The 22,244-nt window shown below is 54.1% G+C and carries 16 protein-coding genes; 5 read left to right on the top strand and 11 right to left on the bottom strand.

Translation table 11 applies throughout. The features are described 5' to 3' along the window. Nucleotides 1-27: 27 nt before the first annotated feature. From H7850_RS10365 to nhaC, 3 genes are all read right to left on the bottom strand, one after another. A complete protein-coding gene (locus tag H7850_RS10365; RefSeq protein WP_227369454.1) occupies nt 28-1,278 on the bottom strand; it encodes a sarcosine oxidase subunit beta family protein in 1,251 nt (416 codons plus the stop codon). Between the two features lie 22 nt (nt 1,279-1,300). After that, entirely contained in the window at nt 1,301-2,599 is a 1,299-nt protein-coding gene (glyA, locus tag H7850_RS10360) for a serine hydroxymethyltransferase (RefSeq protein WP_227369453.1), read from the bottom strand. A 153-nt stretch (nt 2,600-2,752) separates the two neighbouring features. Beyond that, complete coding sequence (nhaC, locus tag H7850_RS10355) at nt 2,753-4,255, bottom strand: Na+/H+ antiporter NhaC (protein WP_227369452.1); 1,503 nt, start codon at nt 4,253-4,255, stop codon at nt 2,753-2,755. 345 nt (nt 4,256-4,600) lie between these two features. Here nhaC and H7850_RS10350 point away from each other — a divergent pair, with 345 nt between their 5' ends. From H7850_RS10350 to H7850_RS10340, 3 genes are read left to right on the top strand one after another with little or no spacing between them, the layout of a single operon-like run. Then, nucleotides 4,601-6,436, top strand: coding sequence for an assimilatory sulfite reductase (NADPH) flavoprotein subunit (locus H7850_RS10350; protein WP_227369451.1), 1,836 nt, complete (start codon nt 4,601-4,603; stop codon nt 6,434-6,436). Further along, nucleotides 6,436-8,166: an assimilatory sulfite reductase (NADPH) hemoprotein subunit gene (gene cysI, locus H7850_RS10345; RefSeq protein WP_227369450.1), complete on the top strand. Its 1,731-nt coding sequence runs from the start codon at nt 6,436-6,438 to the stop codon at nt 8,164-8,166. The genes H7850_RS10350 and cysI overlap by 1 nt, the downstream gene beginning before the upstream one ends. Nucleotides 8,167-8,200: 34 nt before the next feature. Next, entirely contained in the window at nt 8,201-8,833 is a 633-nt protein-coding gene (locus tag H7850_RS10340) for a peroxiredoxin (RefSeq protein ID WP_227369449.1), read from the top strand. Between the two features lie 79 nt (nt 8,834-8,912). On the opposite strand, the gene H7850_RS10335 is transcribed toward H7850_RS10340, so the two are convergent. The 4 genes from H7850_RS10335 to H7850_RS10320 all read right to left on the bottom strand — a co-directional run bounded on the left by H7850_RS10335 (nt 8,913) and on the right by H7850_RS10320 (nt 13,432). Continuing rightward, entirely contained in the window at nt 8,913-10,985 is a 2,073-nt protein-coding gene (locus H7850_RS10335; protein WP_227369448.1) for a pyrroloquinoline quinone-dependent dehydrogenase, read from the bottom strand. 11 nt (nt 10,986-10,996) lie between these two features. Further along, nucleotides 10,997-11,365, bottom strand: coding sequence for a hypothetical protein (locus H7850_RS10330; protein WP_227369447.1), 369 nt, complete (start codon nt 11,363-11,365; stop codon nt 10,997-10,999). A 218-nt stretch (nt 11,366-11,583) separates the two neighbouring features. Then, on the bottom strand, nt 11,584-12,612 hold the full coding sequence (locus H7850_RS10325) for a GlxA family transcriptional regulator (RefSeq protein WP_227369446.1): 1,029 nt from the start codon (nt 12,610-12,612) through the stop codon (nt 11,584-11,586). Nucleotides 12,613-12,760: 148 nt separating this feature from the next. Then, on the bottom strand, nt 12,761-13,432 hold the full coding sequence (locus tag H7850_RS10320) for an isochorismatase family protein (RefSeq protein ID WP_227369445.1): 672 nt from the start codon (nt 13,430-13,432) through the stop codon (nt 12,761-12,763). 615 nt (nt 13,433-14,047) lie between these two features. On the opposite strand from H7850_RS10320, the gene H7850_RS10315 reads away from it, so the two are divergent. Next, on the top strand, nt 14,048-14,953 hold the full coding sequence (locus tag H7850_RS10315) for a LysR family transcriptional regulator (protein WP_227369444.1): 906 nt from the start codon (nt 14,048-14,050) through the stop codon (nt 14,951-14,953). 65 nt (nt 14,954-15,018) lie between these two features. Here the strand turns inward: H7850_RS10315 and H7850_RS10310 are convergent, their stop codons facing one another. The 4 genes from H7850_RS10310 to H7850_RS10295 form a co-directional block, all read right to left on the bottom strand. Beyond that, nucleotides 15,019-16,533: an NCS1 family transporter gene (locus tag H7850_RS10310; RefSeq protein WP_227369443.1), complete on the bottom strand. Its 1,515-nt coding sequence runs from the start codon at nt 16,531-16,533 to the stop codon at nt 15,019-15,021. A gap of 163 nt (nt 16,534-16,696) precedes the next feature. Then, complete coding sequence (locus H7850_RS10305; RefSeq protein ID WP_227369442.1) at nt 16,697-18,454, bottom strand: hydantoinase B/oxoprolinase family protein; 1,758 nt, start codon at nt 18,452-18,454, stop codon at nt 16,697-16,699. Nucleotides 18,455-18,471: 17 nt separating this feature from the next. Then, complete coding sequence (locus H7850_RS10300; protein ID WP_227369441.1) at nt 18,472-20,559, bottom strand: hydantoinase/oxoprolinase family protein; 2,088 nt, start codon at nt 20,557-20,559, stop codon at nt 18,472-18,474. A 55-nt stretch (nt 20,560-20,614) separates the two neighbouring features. After that, the gene (locus tag H7850_RS10295; RefSeq protein WP_227369440.1) at nt 20,615-21,310 is read right to left on the bottom strand and encodes an isochorismatase family protein; all 696 of its coding nucleotides are present in this window, start codon (nt 21,308-21,310) and stop codon (nt 20,615-20,617) included. 415 nt (nt 21,311-21,725) lie between these two features. Here H7850_RS10295 and H7850_RS10290 point away from each other — a divergent pair, with 415 nt between their 5' ends. Continuing rightward, the gene (locus tag H7850_RS10290) at nt 21,726-22,106 is read left to right on the top strand and encodes a hypothetical protein (RefSeq protein WP_227369439.1); all 381 of its coding nucleotides are present in this window, start codon (nt 21,726-21,728) and stop codon (nt 22,104-22,106) included. Nucleotides 22,107-22,244: the final 138 nt, after the last annotated feature.

The raw sequence follows: 22,244 nt of genomic DNA, 5'->3' as shown, positions 1-22,244 counted from the left end.
GCCATCGCGCGGCGCAGCTCGCAGAAATCAGTGGGCGACACCAGCGGCACCGTGTTCGTCTACCAGTGCGCCCGTATTGAAGCGATCGATAGAGAACGGCTCGGCGATGGGATGCATTTCACCCTTGGCGAGGCTGGCGGCAAACACATGCCCAGAACCCGGGGTGGCCTTGAAGCCGCCGGTGCCCCAACCGCAGTTGAAGAACAGGCCCTTGACCTTGGTCTTCGACAGGATCGGGCAGGCGTCAGCGCAGGTATCTACGATACCGCCCCACTGACGGTTCATGCGCACCCGGGAGAACATCGGGAACATCTCGACGATGGCCTGCAGGGTATGCTCCACGGTGGAGTAGCTGCCGCGCTGACCGTAGCCGAGATAGCCGTCGATACCGGCGCCAATGACCAGGTCGCCCTTGTCCGACTGGCTGACGTAGCCATGCACATGGTTGGACATCACCACGGTGTCGAGAATCGGCTTGAGCGGCTCGGAGACCAGTGCCTGCAGTGGATGGGATTCCAGCGGTAGCTTAAGCCCAGCCATGTTCGCCAGTACTCCGGAGTTACCCGCCGCCACGCAACCGATGGTTTTGGCTTCGATATCGCCGCGGTTGGTGTGTACGCCATACACCTGACCGTCACGAATCTTGAAACCGGTCACTTCGGTATTCTGCAGCAGGTCGACTCCCAGAGAGTCCGCGGCGCGGGCATAGCCCCAGGCCACGGCGTCGTGGCGCGCAACACCGGCGCTTTTCTGCCACGAAGCCCCCATGATCGGATAGCGGGCACGCGTGGAGGTGTCGATGATCGGCACGATCTCCTTGATCCGCTCAGGAGTGATCACCTCACTGTCGATGCCGTTCAAGCGGTTGGCGTTGACCCGGCGCTGGATGTCACGCATGTCCTGCAGGGTATGGCCCAGGTTCATGACGCCACGCTGAGAGAACATCACGTTGTAGTTGATGTCCTGAGACAGTCCCTTCCACAGGTCGAGGGAATGGTTGTATAACCGCGCCGCCTCGTCCCAAAGATAGTTGGAGCGCACGATGGTGGTATTACGAGCGGTATTACCGCCGCCCAGCCAGCCTTTCTCGACCACGGCCACGTTCTTGATGCCGTGGTTCTTAGCCAGGTAATAGGCGGTGGCCAGCCCGTGGCCGCCACCCCCGACGATGATCACATCGTACTGCTTCTTGGGCGTGGGATTACGCCACTGGCGCTGCCAGTTTTCATGATGGCTCAGTGCGTGCTTGACCAAGCCGAAGCCGGAATAACGTTGCATAAAGCTCTCCTCGGGGCTTATCTCAGGCCTTGGCGGTTTCGCGAACACTGCCTGTCTGAGCGGAATAGACCGGGTGGCGACCGCACACTTCGGCGACCTTCTCTCGCACTTCTGCCTCTATGTCGCTAGTGTCATCACCGCGGGCCAGTACATCGAGAATATCGCAGATCCAGCCAGCCAGAGCCGTGCAATCCTCTTCATTGAAGCCGCGGCTAGTCGCCGCCGGGGTACCAATACGCAGCCCGGAGGTGACAAAGGGGCTTTGCGGGTCATTGGGTACCGCGTTCTTGTTGACGGTGATGTGCGAACGCCCCAGGGCCGCGTCTGCATCCTTGCCGGTCACGCCCTGCTTGATCAGCGAAACCAGGAATAGATGATTGTCGGTACCCTTGGAGATCACGTCATAGTCGCGCTCCAGGAATACCTTGGCCATGGCCCGAGCGTTGTCGATGACCTGGGTCTGATAACGCACGAAATCCTGGCTCATGGCTTCCTTGAAAGCGACCGCCTTGGCGGCGATGACGTGCATCAGGGGGCCACCCTGCTGCCCCGGGAATACCGCGCCGTTGAGCTTCTTGTGCAGCGCTTCGTCGCCGCCGGCGGCGAGAATCAGGCCGCCGCGGGGGCCGCGCAGGGTCTTGTGGGTCGTGGTGGTAACCACATGGGCGTGGGGAATCGGGCTCGTATAGAGGTCCGCTGCCACCAGGCCCGCCACGTGGGCCATATCCACCAGGAACCAGGCACCGACTTCATCGGCGATGGCGCGAAAACGGCGCCAGTCCACCACGCGAGCGTAGGCGGAGAAGCCGGCGATGATCATTTTCGGCTTGTGACTGCGGGCCAGACGCTCGACTTCCTCGTAATCAATCTCGCCGGTCTCCGGGTTCAGACCGTACTGCACGGCGTTGTAGTATTTGCCCGAGAAGTTCGGCGCCGCACCGTGGGTCAGGTGGCCACCGTGGGCCAGGCTCATGCCCAGGATGGTGTCACCGGGCTTGACCAGCGCCATGAAGGCGGCGGCATTGGCCTGGGCACCGGAGTGAGGCTGTACGTTGGCATAATCCGCACCGAACAGGGCGCAGGCACGATCGATGGCCAACTGCTCCACCACATCCACATGCTCGCAGCCACCGTAGTAGCGCTTGCCCGGATAGCCTTCCGCGTACTTGTTGGTCAGCTGGGTGCCCTGGGCATCCATGACGGCTTTGCTGGCATAGTTTTCCGAGGCGATCAGCTCGATATGTGCTTCCTGACGCGCCACTTCATCATCAATGGCGGCAGCAACCTGGGGATCGAAATCGTGAAGGGACGTTGTATTCATGGTCTTCTCCTTGTTGTAATCGAGAGCTGTGCTCGATGTGCTATTACGTGATATTTTCATGATCGCTCTGTATCGGTTCAGCGACGCTTGCTTACAAGCTAGTGAGAGTGCGTTTCAGGTACCAATCAATAATCCAAATGCGGTTATTTACTGCTAGTTGACGCGATAGACTCTCGAACGGGTCTCGTTCTGAACGTAAGTCACGTCCATGATTTCCTCGCCCTGGGCTTTCCACTGGGCCTGCTCTTTCTCGCTCGCCTTGGGAGAGAACCACCCCGTCCAGGCATAGAGAATCCCGATCAGCGGCGACAGCCAGCAGGCAAAGGCCAGTGGGATATATAGAAGATGCTCCATATTGCCGCTGTAGACCCCAAGCCCCAGAGAGGTGATGACCACGGCGCCCCCCGCGTTCCAAGGAATCAGCGGCGATACCAACGTGCCGCCCTCTTCCGTGGCGCGAGAGAGGTTGAGCATGGAGTACTTCATGCCGCGATAGACCGGTCCGAACATGCGCCCGGTCAAGGTGATCGATAGATAAGGGTCGCCTGCGACCACGTTGGTGGCGATGGCACTGCCGATGGCAGAGGACTGCAGCGAGCCGAAGCGGCGCGCCCGCTTGACCACCGCCTCGATGATCGCCTTCATGCAGCCGGTACTTTCCAGGATGCCACCGAAGGACAGCGCAATTAACAACAGGGTGATTACCCAGGTCATGGACTGAATGCCGCCGCGATTCAGAAGACCATCGATCTCATCCACCCCGGTAGTGATCTCATAGCCGGAAAAAGCGTAGGTAAAGATGTCCTTGACCGGGGCGTCCTGAAACAGCAACGCCGTCAGGCCGCCGAGTACCACCCCCATGAACAGTACCGGCATGGCTGGCATACGCATCACCGCGAATGCGATGACCAGCACCACTGGCAGTATCGTCCACAGGGAAAGCGTGAAGTTGTCGGCAAGCCCGGTATTGATGGCAGTAATTCGCGCAAAGGAAGCGGCTTCGTCACCCACCATGCCAAAGCCAACGATGGTATAGATGATCAAGGCGATCAGCATGGCCGGCAGCGTGGTCGGCATCAGGTTGCGAATATGATCGAACAGGTTTACCCCGGTCACCGCTGGGGCCAGATTGGTGGTATCGGAAAGCGGCGAGACCTTGTCGCCGAAGAATGCGCCGGATACCACGGCACCGGCGGTCCAGTAGACGGGAATCTCGAAACCGGCCCCGATACCCATCAACGCCAGGCCTACGGTACCCACGGTACCCCAGGAAGTACCCAAGGATACGGAGACTACGGCGCACAGGATCGCCGCCGCCGTCAGGAACACTTCGGGGCTCAAGACCTCGAGACCATAGTAGATCAGCGTTGGCACAGTGCCACTGGAAATCCACACGCCGGTGATCATTCCCACCAGAATCAGGATACCCACCGCAGGCAGGCCGATGCTCACCACATGCAGCATGCCCTCTTCCATGTCCTGCCAGGCGCAATTCAAATAGCGACCCAGTACCGCAGTAATGGCAATGCCGATCACCAAGGGCACATGGGGCGTAAAGGTATCGAAGATGAACAGCTGCGTACCCAACACCAAAAACGTCAGTACGATGGGCAAGAGTGCCAAAGGCAAGCTGGGCTTGCGACAGCTTTCAATCACAATGACTTCCCCTTAGCTGTAGTTGTCGTAAAAGCTAACAAATGTATGTCAGCCATTAATAGCGGAGAGATGTCGTCAGGAATTGAATAAATGCGCCAAGTTTATTGCAGAAAAAAAAGCCGTTCTAACCCCTTGTTTTCAAGGCGAAAGAAACTATTTGTATAACAAATGCGAGAATTGTCTACTTTCTGCTTAGAGTCCTTCGAACGTCAGCAATACAAGTAGAAAAAGGTCTTTCATTTACAAATTCCTGAAAAGAATAAAAGAATTTATTTTTATTCTTTTGAATCGACTCACAAAGCCGCTAGCCTGATCGACTCTTCATGAATAGAGACGGCTAATTCGATGTCATATGCGCCTTTGTCTGATACCACCAGCCCTCTGAGGGCCGAGCAGGCCACACAGTTGAATCAAGCGCTGTCCGGTCTCAACGGTGAGCAGATGACTTGGCTGAGCGGCTATCTCGCTGGTCTGACAGCGCAGAGTATCGCGCCGAGTGCCTCTCAGACTGCCGCCAACACCGCCGCGCCCGAAGCATTAGAGATCACCGTGCTCTACGGTAGCCAGACTGGTAACGCTGAAGGTGTAGCTCAACAGGCCTTCGAGCGCGCCCAGGCGCGGGGCTTTAAGGCCCGACTGCTGGACATGGCCGAGGCCAACAAGAAGGACTTCAAGCAAGCCGGCAACTACCTGGTGGTGGTGAGCACCCAGGGCGAAGGCGAGCCGCCGGATACCGCCGAGGGCTTCTTCGAGCTGGTCGACGGGCGTAAGGCGCCCAAGCTCGAGGGCTCGCGCTTTAGCGTGCTCGGCCTGGGTGATTCGAGCTACGAATATTTCTGTTATACCGGCAAGCACCTGGACGAGCGCTTCGCGGCTCTGGGCGGCGAGCGCATCCATGACCGTCAGGACTGCGATGTCGACTACGAAGATCCCGCCGAAGCCTGGATCGAATCGGTGCTCAATCGTTTCGGCGAGTTGTCCGGCGGTGATGTCGCCTCAGGGGCCGCACCCGAAGCTACAGCGGCCCCCGGTCAGATACCGCTGACCGCTGTTGCCGAACCTGCGACCCAGTACTCGAAGAAGAACCCCTTTCAGGCCGAGGTGCTGGATTCGGTGCTGCTCAACGGCCGCGGCTCTGACAAGGCCACCCATCATCTGGAGCTTTCCCTGGAGGACTCGGGCCTCGACTATCAGCCCGGCGACGCCCTGGGCATCCTGCCCCAGAACGATCCCCGCTACGTGGACGAGCTGCTCGAAACGCTACGTCTGGATGCCGAGGAAGATCTCGGCGAGGGCCGCAAGCTAAGAGAAGCGCTATTGGGGGAGTTCGAAGTCACCACCCTGACCCGTCCTTTCCTGAACCACTGGGCGGAGCTCTCGGAAGCCGAGGAACTGCGTCGCCTGCTGGGCGAGGAAGCCCGAGGCGAGCTGCGCGAGTGGATGCACGGCCGCCACATCATCGACGTGCTCGAGCATTTTCCGGTGACGGGACTGGCCGCCAAGGACTTTCTTGCGGCGCTGCGCAAGCTGCCGCCGCGGCTCTACTCCATCGCCTCGAGCCTCGAGGCCAACCCGGACGAGGTCCACCTGACTGTGGGCGCGGTGCGCTACGAGACTCACGGCCGCCAGCGTAACGGCGTGACCAGCACCTATCTGGCCGATCGCATTCAGCCCGGTGACAGCGTGCCGGTCTACATCGACCGCAACAAGAACTTCAAGCTGCCTTCTGATGACGCCACGCCCACCATCATGGTGGGGCCGGGCACCGGGGTGGCGCCTTTCCGATCCTTTCTGCAACAGCGTGAGGAGACCGGCGCCCAGGGCAAGAACTGGCTGTTCTTCGGCGATCGCCGTTTTCGCAGCGATTTTCTCTACCAGGCGGAATGGCTCAATTGGCGCGGCAAGGGGCTGCTCAACCGGCTCGACGTGGCCTTCTCCCGGGATCAGCAGGAGAAAGTCTATGTCCAGGACCGCTTGCGCGAGAACGCCCAGGACGTCTATGCCTGGTTGGAGGAAGGCGCGCATTTTTACGTTTGCGGCGACGGCGAGCGCATGGCCGCGGACGTCAATCAGGCGCTGATCGATGTGATTCGTGAGCAAGGCGGGCGCAGCGAGGATGCGGCGGCAGACTATGTGCGTGATCTACAGAAAGCCAAGCGCTACCAGCGGGATGTGTACTGATGACCCACTATATCGAACGACTCAAAGAAGACCCTGACTTCCTAGAAGAGCTGCACGCCAACGAGCGCCTCAAGGTGAACGCCGATTACCTGCGCGGTGAGCTCGTGGAAGGCATGGCCGACCGCGCCACCGGCGCCGTGGCGGACAGCGACACCCAGCTAACCAAGTTCCACGGCTTCTACATGCAGGACGACCGGGACGTGCGCAGCGAGCGCCGCCAGCAGAAGCTCGAGCCGCTCTACTCCTTCATGGTGCGCCTGCGCATGCCCGGCGGGGTAATGAGCAGCGCACAATGGCTCAAGCTCGACGAGGCGGCGCGGCACTACGCCAACGGCACCCTGCGCATCACCACCCGCCAGACCTTTCAGTATCATGGCGTATTCAAGAACGACCTGCGTGCCCACCTGAAGGCGGTCAACGACGCCATGCTCGACACCATCGCCGCCTGCGGCGACGTCAACCGCAACGTCATCAGTACCGCCAACCCTCATGTTTCGCCCATTCATCGCCAAGCCTATGAACTGGCCGGCGAGATCAGCGCCCATCTGCTGCCGACCACCCGGGCTTATCACGAGATCTTTCTGGGTGAGGAGCGGGTGGCCGGCGGCCCGGAGGAGCAAGAACCGCTTTACACGAAGCACTATCTGCCGCGCAAGTTCAAGATCGCCCTGGCGATTCCCCCCGAGAACGACGTGGATGTCTTCGCCCACGATTTGGGCTTCATCGCGCATGTCGAAAGCGGCGAACTCAAGGGCTTCAACGTCAGCGTCGGCGGCGGCATGGGCATGACCCACGGCGAACCGGAAACTTTCCCGCGTACCGGCGACGTCATCGGCTACTGCCCGGTGGAGCGCGTCGTCGAAGTGGCGGAGAAGGTCATGCTGGTGCAGCGCGACTACGGCAACCGCCACGACCGTAAGCAGGCGCGGCTGAAATACACTCTCGAGACCCACGGCGTCGACTGGTTCCGCAGTGAAGTGGAGCGTCGCCTGGGCTACGCCCTGGAAGAAGCCCGCGATTTCCAGTTCGACAGCAACGGCGACCGCTATGGCTGGTATCAGGGCGAGAACGGCCACTGGCACTACGGCCTGTTCGTAGAGAATGGCCGCATTGCGGATTTCGTCGACACCGACCGCCAGCTGATGACCGGCATGCGTGAGATCGCCCAACGCCATGACGGCGACATACTGCTGACCACCAACCAGAACCTGATCATCGCCAACGTCGCCGACGAGCAGCGCGAAACCATCGACGCCCTGTTGGACAAGTACCGCCTGAGCCGCAACACCACGGCGCTGCGCCGTCAGTCCATGGCCTGTGTGGCCTTCCCCACCTGCGGCCTGGCCATGGCGGAGAGCGAGCGCTACCTGCCGTCACTCATCGACAAGCTCGACGAAATCATGGCCGAGGCGGGGCTCGCCGAGGATGCCATCGTGATGCGCATGACCGGTTGCCCCAACGGCTGCGCCCGCCCTTATTTGGCCGAGATCGGCTTCGTCGGTAAGGCGCTGGGGCGCTACAACCTCTATCTCGGCGGCAACTTCACCGGGCAGCGGCTCAACAAGCTTTATCGCGAGAACATCGACGAAGCGACGATTCTCGAGGAGTTGACGCCGCTGCTGCATCGCTACGCGAAGGAGCGCGAGCAAAGCGAGCATTTCGGCGACTTCGTGATCCGCGCTGGGGTGATCAAGGAAACCACCGCCGGGCGTCATTTCCACGAACAATGACCCTTCATCTTACCTACCGCAAAAGGAGCCTCTCATGGCACTACAACTAGGCGACACCGCACCGGACTTCACCGTCGAATCCACCGAGGGTGAAATCAGCTTCCACGACTGGCTCGGAAACGACTGGGCCGTGCTGTTCTCCCATCCGGCGGACTACACCCCGGTCTGCACCACGGAGCTCGGCGCCTTCGCCAAGCGTCGCCCGGAATTCGACCAGCGTGGCGTCAAGCTTTTGGGCGTCTCCGTGGATCCACTGGACTCTCACCAGGGCTGGGCCAAGGATATCGAAACCACCCAGGGCGCGGCGCTCAACTACCCTTTGCTGGCAGACCCGGACCAGACTGTGGCCAACCTCTACGGCATGATCCATCCCAAGGCGGATCCCAAGGTCACCGTGCGCACCGTGTTCGTCATCGACCCGGACAAGAAAATTCGCTTAACCCTGACTTATCCACCGAGCACCGGGCGTAACGTCGACGAGATCCTGCGGGTGATCGACTCGCTGCAGTTGACCAGCAAGCACCAGGTGGCAACCCCGGTGGACTGGCAAAACGGCGAGGACGTCATCATCGCTCCCTCGGTCTCGGATGAAGCCGCCAAGGAGCGCTTCCCGGAAGGCTGGGAAACAAAGACCTCCTACTTGCGGGTGGTACGTCAGCCACGTTAATAGCCGTTACGAGACAAATGCGCCGGTCCCGCTTGCGAGGCCGGCGTTTTTATCATGAAAACGGCATGACGCTAGAGGTCTATTCCGGCAACGCGTACACCACGATCTGATCGCCAACCTGATCCTTCATGATCGTATTACCGCCGGCTGCGAAGGCAACATATTGCCGATCGTCGTATTCGTAGACCGCGGGATTTGCAACTGCCGGCGCTTCAGCCTGATCCTCCCAGAGCTCTTCGCCGGTCTCGAGGGAATAGGCACGCAGTTTAGCGTCCATGGAAGCGCCGATGAACACGACCCCACCGGCGGTGACCGCCGGGCCACCGATGGTAGGCGAGCCCCAGTTTTCCGGCATGAAGAAGCCGTATTGTTGAGAGGCCCCCACCGGCCGACGCCAATTGATATCGCCGGTTTTCATGTCGAGTGCCACGATTTCGCCGAAAGGCGGCTCCCAACAGGGCATGCCGAGCCAGTTCAGCGCCGTCTTGAGACGCATGCCGTAGGGCGCGCCCTCTTGGGCCGAGAACCCGCTCTTGTTGCCCGATCCGCTATCCGCTTTTTCATAGGCCTCGCGACCATAGAGTTTTACGTACTGCACGATATGCGAAGTGTTCACGATTGCCGTCTGGCTCTGCGGATCAAAAGCTACCCCGCCCCACTGCACGCCCCCGGAACTGTCCGGATAGGTTAACACCCCCTCGTCCTGGGTCGTGGGCGGGGTGTACATGCCTTCGTACCAGAGATCATCCCACAGGCGGGAGCATTGCCCCATTCCCACCGCATCCGCCAGCCACCAGATCTCCGGCTTCTCGGATTGATCGAGAAGCGGCGCAGGCTTGGTCGGAAAAGGCTGAGTATCGGCATAGACCTCGCCCTTCACGGAGCCATCGCCGCCAGGCACCGGACGTTCCTCGATCGGCCAGACATCCTCGCCGGTTTCTCGGTTCACGACGAACAGAAAACCCTGCTTGGTGGCCTGCATCAGCGCGGGGATTTCCTCGCCATCCACGGTGATATCCATCAGCGTCGGGGCAGAGTTGGTATCGTAATCCCAGATATCGTGATGCACCCATTGACGGGACCAAACCACCTCACCGGTGTCGATATTCAGTGCGGTCGTTGAGGTCGCTAGGGGCGCGTCCTGGGTACGGTTGCCGCCCCAGTAGTTCGGCGAGGGGGACGAGACCGGCAAATAGACAAGTCCGAGCTCTTCGTCTGCGGACATGTGGGTCCAGACGTTAGCGGTACCGCTTTTCTCGCGCAGCTCCTCGGGCAAGGCTTCAAAGGTCCATTCACGCTCGCCGGTGCGGGCATTCAGGGCAAAAACCGTTCCCGGTGGCGTCTGCTCATAAGCCCAGTCCTTGCCCGCCCAGCCCAAGATCAACCGATCGCCGATCACGTTGGGGGGCTGCAGCAGCGACAAGGGGAATTTGTCGTTGATGGTGTTCCATTGATTGACATTGAGCACGCCATTATCGGCGAAATCGGCGCAGGGTTTACCGCTGTCAGCATCCACGGCGAAAAGCTGCGCATCCATGGTGCCCATGTAGATGATCTTCTGGCAGGCCTCACCCTCTTTCGGGTCATCGGCTTCCCAGTAAGCCACGCCGCGATTTTTCAAGGCAGGCTGGGTCAACGCCTTCAACTCGGACTGTGTATCGAAACTCCACTTCTCCTCACCGGTGGCCGGGTCGAGCGCCAGGATGCGGTAAAATGGCGTACCGATATATAGCGTCTCGTTAGCGAAGATCGGTGTCGCGGACCAGACGGTGGGAGGCAGATCGCCGGAGCCATCAGAAACGTCGCCAGTATGCACTTCCCAAACCTTTTCCAACTCACCCACGTTCTCCGCAGTGATCTGATCAAGCGGGCTGTATTTCTGGGCATTCAGCTGACCATGGAAGCTGTCCCAGGTGGGGGTTTCGGGCACAAGAGGTACCGGCGCTGCAGCGTACTCCTGTGAGGCAGCGCCTTTCTGTTCAGCGGACTTATCCTGTTCTTGAGACTGACTTTGAACAGCTGTCTGGCTCGAATCCATCGGCTGATCTGAGTTGGCTGGTTGATCCTGGGCCAGCAGCGAAGCTGGTGCGACAAGCAGCGCAAGCGCAGTAGCTATAAAAAGACGGTATACGATGGAGTTGGATGTCGGCACGAGTGGATTCCTTACGAATAGACAAAACGATTGGCATTGCTGGTATGACGAACCATGTCGAGTATCAACCCGAGAAGGCCGACCGCCATGGCAACCCCGATCCACCACTGATGCAAAAGGAGCCCGGCAAAGCAGGTGCCGACAAGACCAACAAGAATCAAGATCCGCAAAGCGATGAGAGCGCCACGGCCTTTCGCTGCTGCCAGCATGAGTGCCATGACTGCGAGCGCGATGCAGGCCAGAATGACGACAAGTGCGCCAATTGAGCCGGTAACACCGGTAAGCGGTGCAAAATAGGCATAGAGGGCAACGCCAAGCCCGGCGAGAGAGGCTACAAAAAGCAGTATGGCGCCGACTTTGGACGAACGAGATTGGGGCATGAGCTGTTATTTCCTTATAAGATCGGATTGGGTAAAACCCGATCGAAGAGAATCGAGTTGATCACCTTGTCCTTGTGTAGACATTGTTATTGCAACATTTGTCTATACCCCGATATTGCATTCCTTTGTAAGGTTAGCCTGACATTGAACGGGAGCTAAAAATACAATTTAAGACATTAGATATAAAATGCCACATTATTTATTGCCTCATGCTTTTTCTATCCATCCAGCTTGCCGATATGCAGGAAGAAAGGATCTACCAGATTCTCCGGCAACTGAGTCTCGCCCTTTCTGACCTCCGACGGCGTGTAGCCAAAGGAGTCCTTGAAGTTGCGCGAAAAGTGCGCGGTATCGGAAAACCCGCAGCGTTCGCCAACCTCGGTGATGCTTTTCTGGGTGAAATTGAGCAGCCACAGGCCATAGCGCAAGCGTAGATCCCGGGAAAACTTCTGTGGGCTGACCCCCAATGTTTCGCGAAAATGCCGCTCCAGGGCGCGGCGAGAACACCCTACGCGCTCTGCGAGTTCATCGATGGGAATCAACTCCCCCAGATGCTGTTCGATCAGAGAGATGGCCTTGCGCACCTGGCGATTATCGACCTTATTGAGTACCAGCGGATGGGGTTGCGGATGATTGCCCTGGCGCGCCTCGTCGATCAGCATGATATGCAGACTCTTCTTGGCCCAGGCCCGGCCCAAGTGGCGCTCGACCAGATAAGCGGCCAGATCCGCAGAGGCGATTCCTCCCGCGCAGGTCAGGCGATCGCCGTCATCGATGAACAGCTGATCCGATTCCGGGGTAACCTGGGGAAAGCGCTTCACGAGATCCGTGTGGTGATACCAGCTCACGCAGCAGCGCCGCCGATTCATCAAGCCCGCCTGAATCAGAGCAAACACTCCGGTACAGATCCCCACCAGCGGAACGCCGAGCCGATCCGCCCGCTTGAGATAGTCAATGGTTACACGATCCACCATCTCCTTGTCCTTGAGCACCCCGGCAATGACCACCAGATAATCGAAATTCTCTGGCGGCTGATAGGTCTGGCAGGGTGATATCGCCGCCCCGCTGCTCGATAGCGCACTCTCGCCGTCGCTGGTCATGAAAGTCCAATTACAACGCAACTGACGACTCATATCGCCCTCGTCCGCCGCCAGACGCAGGCAATCGACGAAGCCGGCAAAGGGCAACAGGGTGAAGCGCGGCAGCAATACGAAGCCAATGGACAACCCTCGAGTGTTGAGCTCCACGGTTGATTTCCGATCAGTAGGAGAGATGTCACGATAGCAAATATTGCGCCGGGTATAGCCGGATCGAGATAGGAAAAAGTTCAAGTACGTAAAAAAAGAAGCCTGACAGACCATTGGCTTGCCAGGCGATACATGAAAATGGTCGAGGTTATTTAGCTAGACTGTTCAAATAGTCAATGCAGGTATCCACGGATTCTACATCGCCGAACTTGGCGTCGATGTCGAACAGGTTCCAGGCTACAGCGCCAGGCACCCGGTCGCCGATGCATTCTTTGACCGCAATAGGGCGAAAACCGTCCGCAATACCATCGCAGATCGTCTGCCGAACACAGGCACAGGCCGTTACACCAGTCACGAGAATCGTGTCGACGTTATTGGCGCGTAGGATGCCAGCAAGCTCGGTGCCGTGGAAGGACGATGCACGCTTTTTCAGCAGCGTGTATTCACCTTTGACCGGCGCGATACGGCTATCGATGGCCCAGAGCTCCTTGTCGGCAAGATCGACAACGTCGATGGGAATTTTGTCGTGCCAAAGCCCCATATCGGTGAAAGGCGCGTTGCGGTCGGTGATCTCATAGGCCGTGGTTACGTGGATAACTGGCAGGTTCGCGGCGCGGAAGGCCTTGAGGAGCTTCTGCATGCCGGGAATGATCTCGTTGTCCATCTTCTCCTGGTCGCAGGTGAAGGGATTGCCCGGGCGGGTCCAAGCATTGGCGAGATCAACGCTTACCAGCGCGGGACGCTTACCAAAGCCGACGCGCCGCTGAAAGCCGCGCTCCTGATACAGTTTGATGGATTCCTCGAAGGCTTGCTCCAGCATCTTCATTAGATCTTGTGACATTTCCTTGCTTCCTAATAAGAGGGAAATTCAAAATAAATTAAGGGTAATACTCATTCTTGAGAGAGTATTTTGCCTCTGACACCATCAAGGTTAAGCGTGGCAATTAATAATATCCAATTCCTTTTTTAATTTTATTAATGCCTTAAAGTTAACAATGTGCCATTGCTTTAAATAACTATTCGAGGAATGTTTATCGACAACCAAGCATAAAAAAACCGTCCAGGAATAAACGGTTAAAAATAAAGAAGCGTTCTTGCCTGCATTGGTAAATGCTCGACTAGGCTATCATTCGGGTCTCCAACGCAGCTGGGCTGATCGTCTCGATTGCTCAGTGCCGCCGTTGCCGGTTGTAAACAGTTCAATGTACTCGAACACCTGTCGCTGCATGCGTCGTACTCAATGCTGTCAGTAGCGTCGCGCCCGAGTCAGCATAGGAAAGAACAGGTTTTGCTCGCTTGTTGAACATACTGCCGCACCTCATTCTGTCAGTTGTTATCGCACCGACGCCTGAATCGGCATTTTGCTTGACAACAACCAGCCCATGCGCCACAACTCTTACCGTATAATGCCATTTTCTATAAAACTGATAACATCATGAACAATAATATTAAATTCGATCTTCGTCATATAAGAGCCTTCATCGCCGTGGCCGAAACGCTGCATTTCAAGAAAGCAGCCGATATTCTGTGCATCACGCAGCCTGCCTTTAGCCGCCTTATCAAAGGGTTAGAAGAAAGTATCGGAGCGGAGCTATTCAAGCGAACTACACGACAGGTTGAACTCACCGACGCCGGGAGGCTATTTCTAGCGGAATGCCAAGACGCCCTCAGCCATCTGGAAAGGGGGGTCCATCTCGCCCAACTTGCCGCCCAAGGCGATATTGGGCGCATCACCGTTGCTTATAACGACTTTTCTATAAATGGTGTGCTTCCCGAGATACTCGATCGTTTCAAGGAAAAATACCCCGACATTGCGATCGATCTCACTTATATGCCTTCTCATGAGCAATACCAGGCAATAAAGGACTACGACATAGATGTCGGTTTCTTGATCGGCCCTCTCGAACTCAAGGGCGTGGAAACACATCGATTGGCATTGGAGAGGGTCGTTGTCATCCTGCCCAGGCGACATCCGCTGGCCACCCGCAAGAGCATCAAGATAGAAGAGTTAGCGGAGGAAAGATTCATACTGGGCGCGGAAAGTGGCTGGCAAGCGTTCCGTACTTATACCTTCGAGCTGTGCTTGAAATCGGGCTTTACACCTTATGTCATTCAAGAGGCTACCACCAGCAATGGCATCTTCGGGCTGGTGGCTGCCAACATGGGGATATCCCTGTACTCCGAATGCGCAAAGAGTTTCAAGCGCGAAGGCATCGCTATCGTGCCACTTGCGAACGAACAACACAGGATCGAGACGATCGCCGCATGGAATCAATCTTATATTAGCTCAAGCTTTAAGTTGTTCAGAGACTTGCTGCAAAACGAGCTGGATATTCAATGAAGTCTGCGGCACGAATGCAAGTGGCTATCATCCCTGCCGCAGCACTATCATTCCACGAAAATATTTTAAAGGTCCTCTCTAGCCGCCTTCAGCTCGGTTTTTTCATTTGGTACGCGCGAAAAGCGCTTGCTCTTTTCATCGTAGATCCAGTTCATGCCAACACTCGTCGCTAAAAACTCGTCACTATTTTTATTGCTACACTCCGTCTGAGTATATTTTCGCATAACAAAAGCTTTCATCAATATGAAATATATGATGGCTCCGGAAAAGAACCCGACCAAAAATGCCCAGGACCCAGAGTAAAATGCGATACCACCCGCACTAAACCAGGCTACCACACCAGCCAGATTGAATCCCTTTGTATAATAAAACTGACCTGAATATATATAGAGTTCAGGTACATTGAGCCGCCGCTTCCTTATTAGATAATAATCCGCAATCATGATACCGCCAATCGCCGAGAGAAATGACCCATAAGAAAATAAGAAAGAAAAAAGATTATCTAGAATGGCCCAAGGCATGGAGAGAGTACCGACTACACCAGCAATAAATACTGCCATAGGGTATTTAACATATGGAGCTCCCGCATTCACAAATGTCAGGGCCGCCGGTATAAGATTGGCAGCACTATTTGTTGACCACTGCGCTAATATTATTAAAATCAATAACACGATAAGACTAAAACCAGCACTTTGTTCTTGTATAACATTGATTGGATTCCAATCGCCGGCAGCAATGAAAGAAACGGCTCCAATCAAGGCTACCCAAGCTTGAGTAACGGGCAAAGCGAAAAGCTGTGCCGCAAAAATATTTCTATTGCGTGAGAAAAAGTTCTTTGTACCAGAGTGTGCTTTGACAAACCTCGTAATATTAGGGATATCAATGGCCAAGGTGGACCAGAATGCGACATTAGCGAGAAACAGAGTCAAAATAGTAACCTCTTGATTCCCAACAAAAGTCCATATATTAACGCCTTTCGTCTTTGCAAGCACGTCAAGCGTGTAATACATCCAAATAGATATCACCATTATTGCGGGTGCAGCTATGGCGGCAAGGCGTTCGACGGCCTTTATCCCGAGGGCAGTATTAGCCATTTGAACAAGAGCAAAAACTGCATACCAAAGAGGCCAGTTAGAGTATCCTATAAAATATTCAACGATTCCATTGAGAGCAAGGGCACCCAAGTACGTCAAAATTCCGAACCAAATAGCAGCGACTACACCTCTGAATACAGAAGGCAAGTGAGTCCCGAACACTCCAAAAGGCGCTCGTAAATAAACGGCAAACGAAAGACCATGCTCCGTCCCGATGTCAGCGGTTAGCATCATCAAGAGGGCCAGCACCATATTAGCGATAAAGATTACTGTCACAACTTGAGCTAGTGGCAGACCAGTAACACCATTAGCTCCAAGTTGAAAAGTTGCGATCATGACTGCGATACCAATCCAGATCCATACAAAGCCTAATGCAGATATAGGTTTCTGATTGATCGCAACCGGTAAAATAGACTGTTCTAGAAGCTTGTTTCTAGGCGTCTCTTTTTGAGCACTCAACGACTCTGCACTGATATCTGAAGACATTGTAGGCTTCCTTTAATTGTACTTATTAAATTTTAATCAGAAGGTGTTAAATATGTCTTTGATAGAACTCGCTCTCATTGCTTGCGTACAAGTGAGCATACATATGATGCCCACCTGCGCAAACAAACGATTCTATAAGATATAAAATAGCGTTATATTATTCTTAACTTGCTGCCTGTCGACGTTTTTCGGTCGCCCCAACATCAACCCTAAGGTCAGCATCTAAAACTACGCCATATACCTCGTAGGCATGCTCTACGGTACAGAAGTCATCCAAAACATCTTCTCTTACCTTTTCCGCTGAGCGTTCTAAGGGATCACCAAAACCACCACCGCATGGAGAATAATAAGCCATTACATCGCCGGCTTTGGTTACGTACCCTGAAAACTTGGAGGGCATCTCCTTTATACTCTTACTATCAGAGTAATTATAAATCTCCGTTTTTCCTACAGCCCCATCCTTTCCTCCAAATGCTCCCCAGGGAACATCGTAGTGGCGCTCACTTTCATGAGTAATAAATCCTGGTGTAAGAACACGCTGCGATTTAACGACACCAATACCTCCACGATGCTTACCCGCACCTGGCATAACATCATCTCGTAACTCATAGCGATCACAGATCATCGGCAGGTGCATACCAAGATCTTCGATTGGGTTATTGCGTGTATTTGCCATGAGATTATCAATAGAATCCGGACCATCCGATTTCGGCCTTCCTCCATAAGCGCCTTCATTAACCTCCAAGAAGACCCAGTAATCACCGTCTTCCTTCATGCCAGCATAAGACGCAAATGAGATAGATGCGGAGCTACCGGCAATAACCTTATCTGGTAGCACAGGTGAGAGAGCTTTGATGATGAGATCAATCATCCTATTGCATTGAGTAAACCGAGCCTCAGCAGCGGCGGGGAAATTCGGATTAAAGATAGAACCTTTCGGAGCCACTACACTGATTGGCTTGAATGAGCCTTCATTCGAAGGAATGGGTACCTCGAGACTGCATGCGTCTAAAAGAAGCTTTCGGAATGCGGCATATGCTGCCACCTTACACGACCCTTCAAAAGGTACATTGTAAGCGGTAGGTGTTTGAGGCGCTGAACCTGTTAGATCGACGACCACCGAATCTCCTTCTACCTTTACCGTCACCACGACGGGCAATCGATTTTCACGATTTCTTCCATCGTCATCTAAGAACCCTTCGGCACGATATTCGCCATCGGGTACTTCTTGTATTCTTTGCCTGAGCATCTTTTCGGAATAGTTGATCAACTGTTCAATGGCGGAAAAAGTAACACCCTTTCCATATCGATCGATTAGCTCTTTAAACCTTTTAACCCCAAGCTTTGCCGAGGCAACCTGAGCCTCGATATCACGCATGAGCTGATTAGATGCACGGCTATTGGCCGTAATCATCTTAGCAAGGCCTTCGTTTCTTACGCCTTTTTCATATAACTTCAGCCCTGCAAAAAGCATACCTTCTGCATACACATCGCCCACGTCGATAATCAGGCCGGGGGTCGCGGCACCGATATCAATATGATGGGCCGTATTACCCGAGAACCCGACCAGTTCACCTTGATAAAAAATAGGAATTATAATAGCCAGATCGGGTGTATGGCTGGACCCATAATAAGGGTGGTTGTGAACAATCACGTCCCCTTCATGCCATTCGCCATCCTGCAATGTTTGCTCGGCACCGCGGAGATAAGCGGGAATCGAACCAATATGCATAGGGGTCGACTCGGATTCGCAGATCGTCTGATAGTTAGCATCGAACAACCCCGCTCCCAAGTCCTGTGATTCTCGAATGATAGAAGAAAAAGACATGCGGTAGAGCACATGCCCCATTTCTTCAGCAATTGTATCTAGTGCGCCACTTATCACCTGGAGAGTAATAGGATCGACTGTATTATTTTTCATCATTCACCTCATCAGCACTATTTAGAAATTATAAGATTTCCATGGGCAGATATTTTGGCTACCCAACCAGGAGGTACCAGTGAAGTAGAGTCATGTTGCATCAGCATGGCAGGGCCTTCTATAACTTGACCGGCTCCCAATAAACTCCTGTTATAGCGGGGCGTAAGCAGCTCTTCACCATCATCGAATGTCGTTTTCCTCTCATACATCAGTGCTTCTTTGAGATCGTCGACACTTGCTTCTTTCAAGGTATCCCAGGTTAGCTTTTTTGACTCCGATGTGCCGATAACACGCAATGTCACGAGTTCGACTGCCGCATCATTGAAACGATACCCATAATCCGCTTCATGCGTTCTATGGAAATTCTCAATTACAGTCGCCAGCTTATCTTGATCCAACTCGCCTGCCGGGACGTCGGCACGCAACTCGAACCCCTGCCCATGATACCGGCATTCGGCTAGCCGTATTAAATTGATATGGGCATCATCGACCCCATCATCACGAAGTTTACCCGTGACTTCTTCTTCGAGTTCATTCACATAAACAATGGCTTTTTCGAAATCATTTTTCGAAATAGTGTCGAGATCACACAGCAGAGAACGTGTGGCTTCGTATTGTAGGTTTGTCGTCAACAAACCGGCGGCCGACGTGATACCAGGTGCAGGGGGGCATAGCACTGCCTTGGCATTCATTTCTTCGGCTAGTGCGGGGCCGTGAACCGGGCCTGCACCACCAAAGGGCATTAATACGTAATCGCGTGGATCAACCCCTTTAGCGACAGAATTCGAGCGGATTGCGAGCGCCATATTGTTATTTATTATTTTAATAATACCCAGCGCCGCATCCTTTACACTTAGCCCAAGGGGCTCTGCCACCTTTTCTCTAATGGCTTCGATGGAGAGCGCAGGATCTACTTGTAGATCACCGCCGAGCATCTGATCGGGATCCAGGCGTCCTAGCACGATATTGGCATCAGTGACTGTCGGCTCGGTCCCGCCTCGGTTATAACAAGCAGGCCCTGGCATCGAGCCTGCAGAGCGTGGTCCTACCTGAAAACCACCGGCTTCATCTACGTAAGCAACTGAACCTCCACCGGCGCCGATAGTGATAAGATCAATCATTGGAACCATCACGGGGTGTCCTCCAACATAGGAGTCCCGTGGGTTCATTATTTTTATACCACCATCCGAAAGCGTGGAAATATCGGCCGACGTTCCGCCGATATCCACGGTAATGATATTTTTTTCTCCGTCCAGATTTGCGAAATAATGCCCACCAATCACACCACCTGCGGGGCCCGACATCAAAATATTAACCGGCTTCTCACAGCAGCTATCGATGGTCGCCACACCGCCATTGGATTGCATGAGGCGTAGATCGGCGTGAATTCCCTGTTCTTTTAACTCACTTTCTAGATGCTTTAGGTAGTAAGATGTTTTAGGTCCAATGTAGGCATTCATCGCGGTTGTTGAAAACCGTTCATACTCCCGCATGGCATCAACCACTTCACAAGAACAGCAAACGTAGGCATCCGGCATGATGCTTTTGACGATTTCCTTGGCACGGATTTCGTGGTCGCGATTTAGGAATGAGTAGAGAAAGCCGATAATGACAGATTTAACGCCCTCTCTCTTTAACTTTTCAGCTGCTGCTTTAACTTCCTCTTCATCTAAAGGTGTTTCCACGTCGCCATTGGGAGGTAATACCCGTTCACTGATGGGGATTCGATTACGGCGCTTTACTAGAGGAGACGTTTGCCATGGAACATCGAAATGCAAGGAAAAGTTATGTGGTCTTTTATGTCTTCCAATATGTAATATATCGCGGAAACCTTTTGTAGTAAGCATGCCCACTTCGGCACCATTATGTTCAATGGAGATATTCGTTGCTACTGTGGTTCCATGAACGATATGGTCAATTTCATTTTTGTTGATTCTTGCTTTTTCGCATATTTCGATGATGCCTTGCATCACCGCTACGGATTGATCATCCGTCGTACTAGGTACTTTGTGCTGATATATTCCTTTCCCCACCGAGTCATTGTCACTGGTTTCCAATATTAAGTCTGTATTAGTACCGCCTACGTCCACGCCTATACGTGCCATGCTATTTCTCCCAAGATGACTATATTTATTGTCTCAGCAGCATTAGGGCAATAAGTTATACTTTATTGACTGTATCAATATAATCGACACAATGATCGACGGTCACCACGTCCCCAAACTTGGCGTCGATATCGAACAAGTTCCAGGCTACCGCGCCAGGCACCCGGTCGCCGATGCACTCCTTGACCGCGATAGGGCGGAAACCATCCGCGATCCCATCGCAGATCGTTTGGCGTACACAGGCGCAGGCCGTCACGCCGGTCACGAGGATCGTGTCGACATTATTGGCGCGCAGGATGCCAGCGAGTTCGGTCCCGTGAAAGGACGAGGCACGCTTCTTCAGCAGCGTATATTCTCCCTCGACCGGGGCAATGCGGCTGTCGATGGCCCAAAGCTCCTTGTCGGCAAGGTCAACGACATCGACGGGAATCTTGTTATGCCATAGTCCCATGTCGGTGAACGGCGCGTTGCGGTCGGTGATCTCATAGGCCGTCGTCACATGGATAACCGGCAGATTCGCGGCACGGAAGGCCTTAAGGAGCTTCTGCATGCCGGGAATGATCTCGTTGTCCATCTTCTCCTGGTCGCAGGTGAAGGGATTACCCGGGCGGGTCCAAGCATTGGCGAGATCAACGCTTACCAGTGCGGGACGCTTACCAAAGCCAACGCGCCGCTGAAAGCCGCGCTCTTGATACAGTTTGGTGGATTCCTCGAAGGCTTGTTCCAGCATCTTCATCAGATCTTGTGACATATCTTTTCTCCAATGTTATTTATATTTATTTATAAGACTTACTTTTTTATTACCGTGTTAAGCATTGCGTCAGCAATCTTAAAAACCCGACAGCCAACTCATGCACTAACTACTTAACAGCTAACTCTTAATATCATTAATTATCAAAACTAAAGACTAACTTTATTTGATATTATAAAGACTATGCGCTGCATCTAGAATCGTCTAATGCCATTTCGGCCAAAATTGATAATATGAAGAGCAATAATTTATCCCCCCCCTTCCCAATGGAGGAAAGCCATTGGGAAAGCATGGAAAAAACCTTTAACTCAATGAAAATTATGGAACAATAGACTCGTACACGATATTCCATATAGCGCAAGAGATTGCAAATACGAAAAACGTTGCATAAAACGCAAATATAACGACCATCTCCTTGGTAAAAGCCATTACTTTGCGAAAACTTTCAATCGGGCAAACCATTTACCTTTGCAGCTATCAAGAAAGCACCCAAGCGCTATCCATCGAGCTTGCCGATATGCAGGAAGAAGGGATCAACCAATTCCTGCTGCAGGACGGCATCTCCCTTACGAATTTCCGTCAGGGTATAGCCGAAAGACTCCTTGAAGTTGTGCGAGAAGTGCATGGTCTCGGTAAAGCTGCAACGCTCGCCGACCGCAATGATGCTCTGCTTGGGATAGTCGGAATTCTCCAGGGGCTGGCAGGGCGAGCCGCCAGACGCAGGCAATCGACGAAGCCGGCAAAGGGCAACAGGGTGAAGCGCGGCAGCAATACGAAGCCAATGGACAACCCATGAGTGTTGGCGAGAGCCACAAGCAGATTCCGATTAGGGGAAGACCGCATCACGATAGCAAATCCGGCTGATCAATAGTCGATTCTGCGGCTTTCACCGATCGCTGATATTATCGGGAACCAGCGTTTCCGATCATCGTTG

Origin of the sequence: Halomonas sp. M20, from assembly GCF_020622265.1 — a bacterium.
Taxonomy (GTDB): Bacteria; Pseudomonadota; Gammaproteobacteria; order Pseudomonadales; family Halomonadaceae; genus Modicisalibacter.
This window is presented reverse-complemented; position numbering and strand designations above follow the sequence as displayed.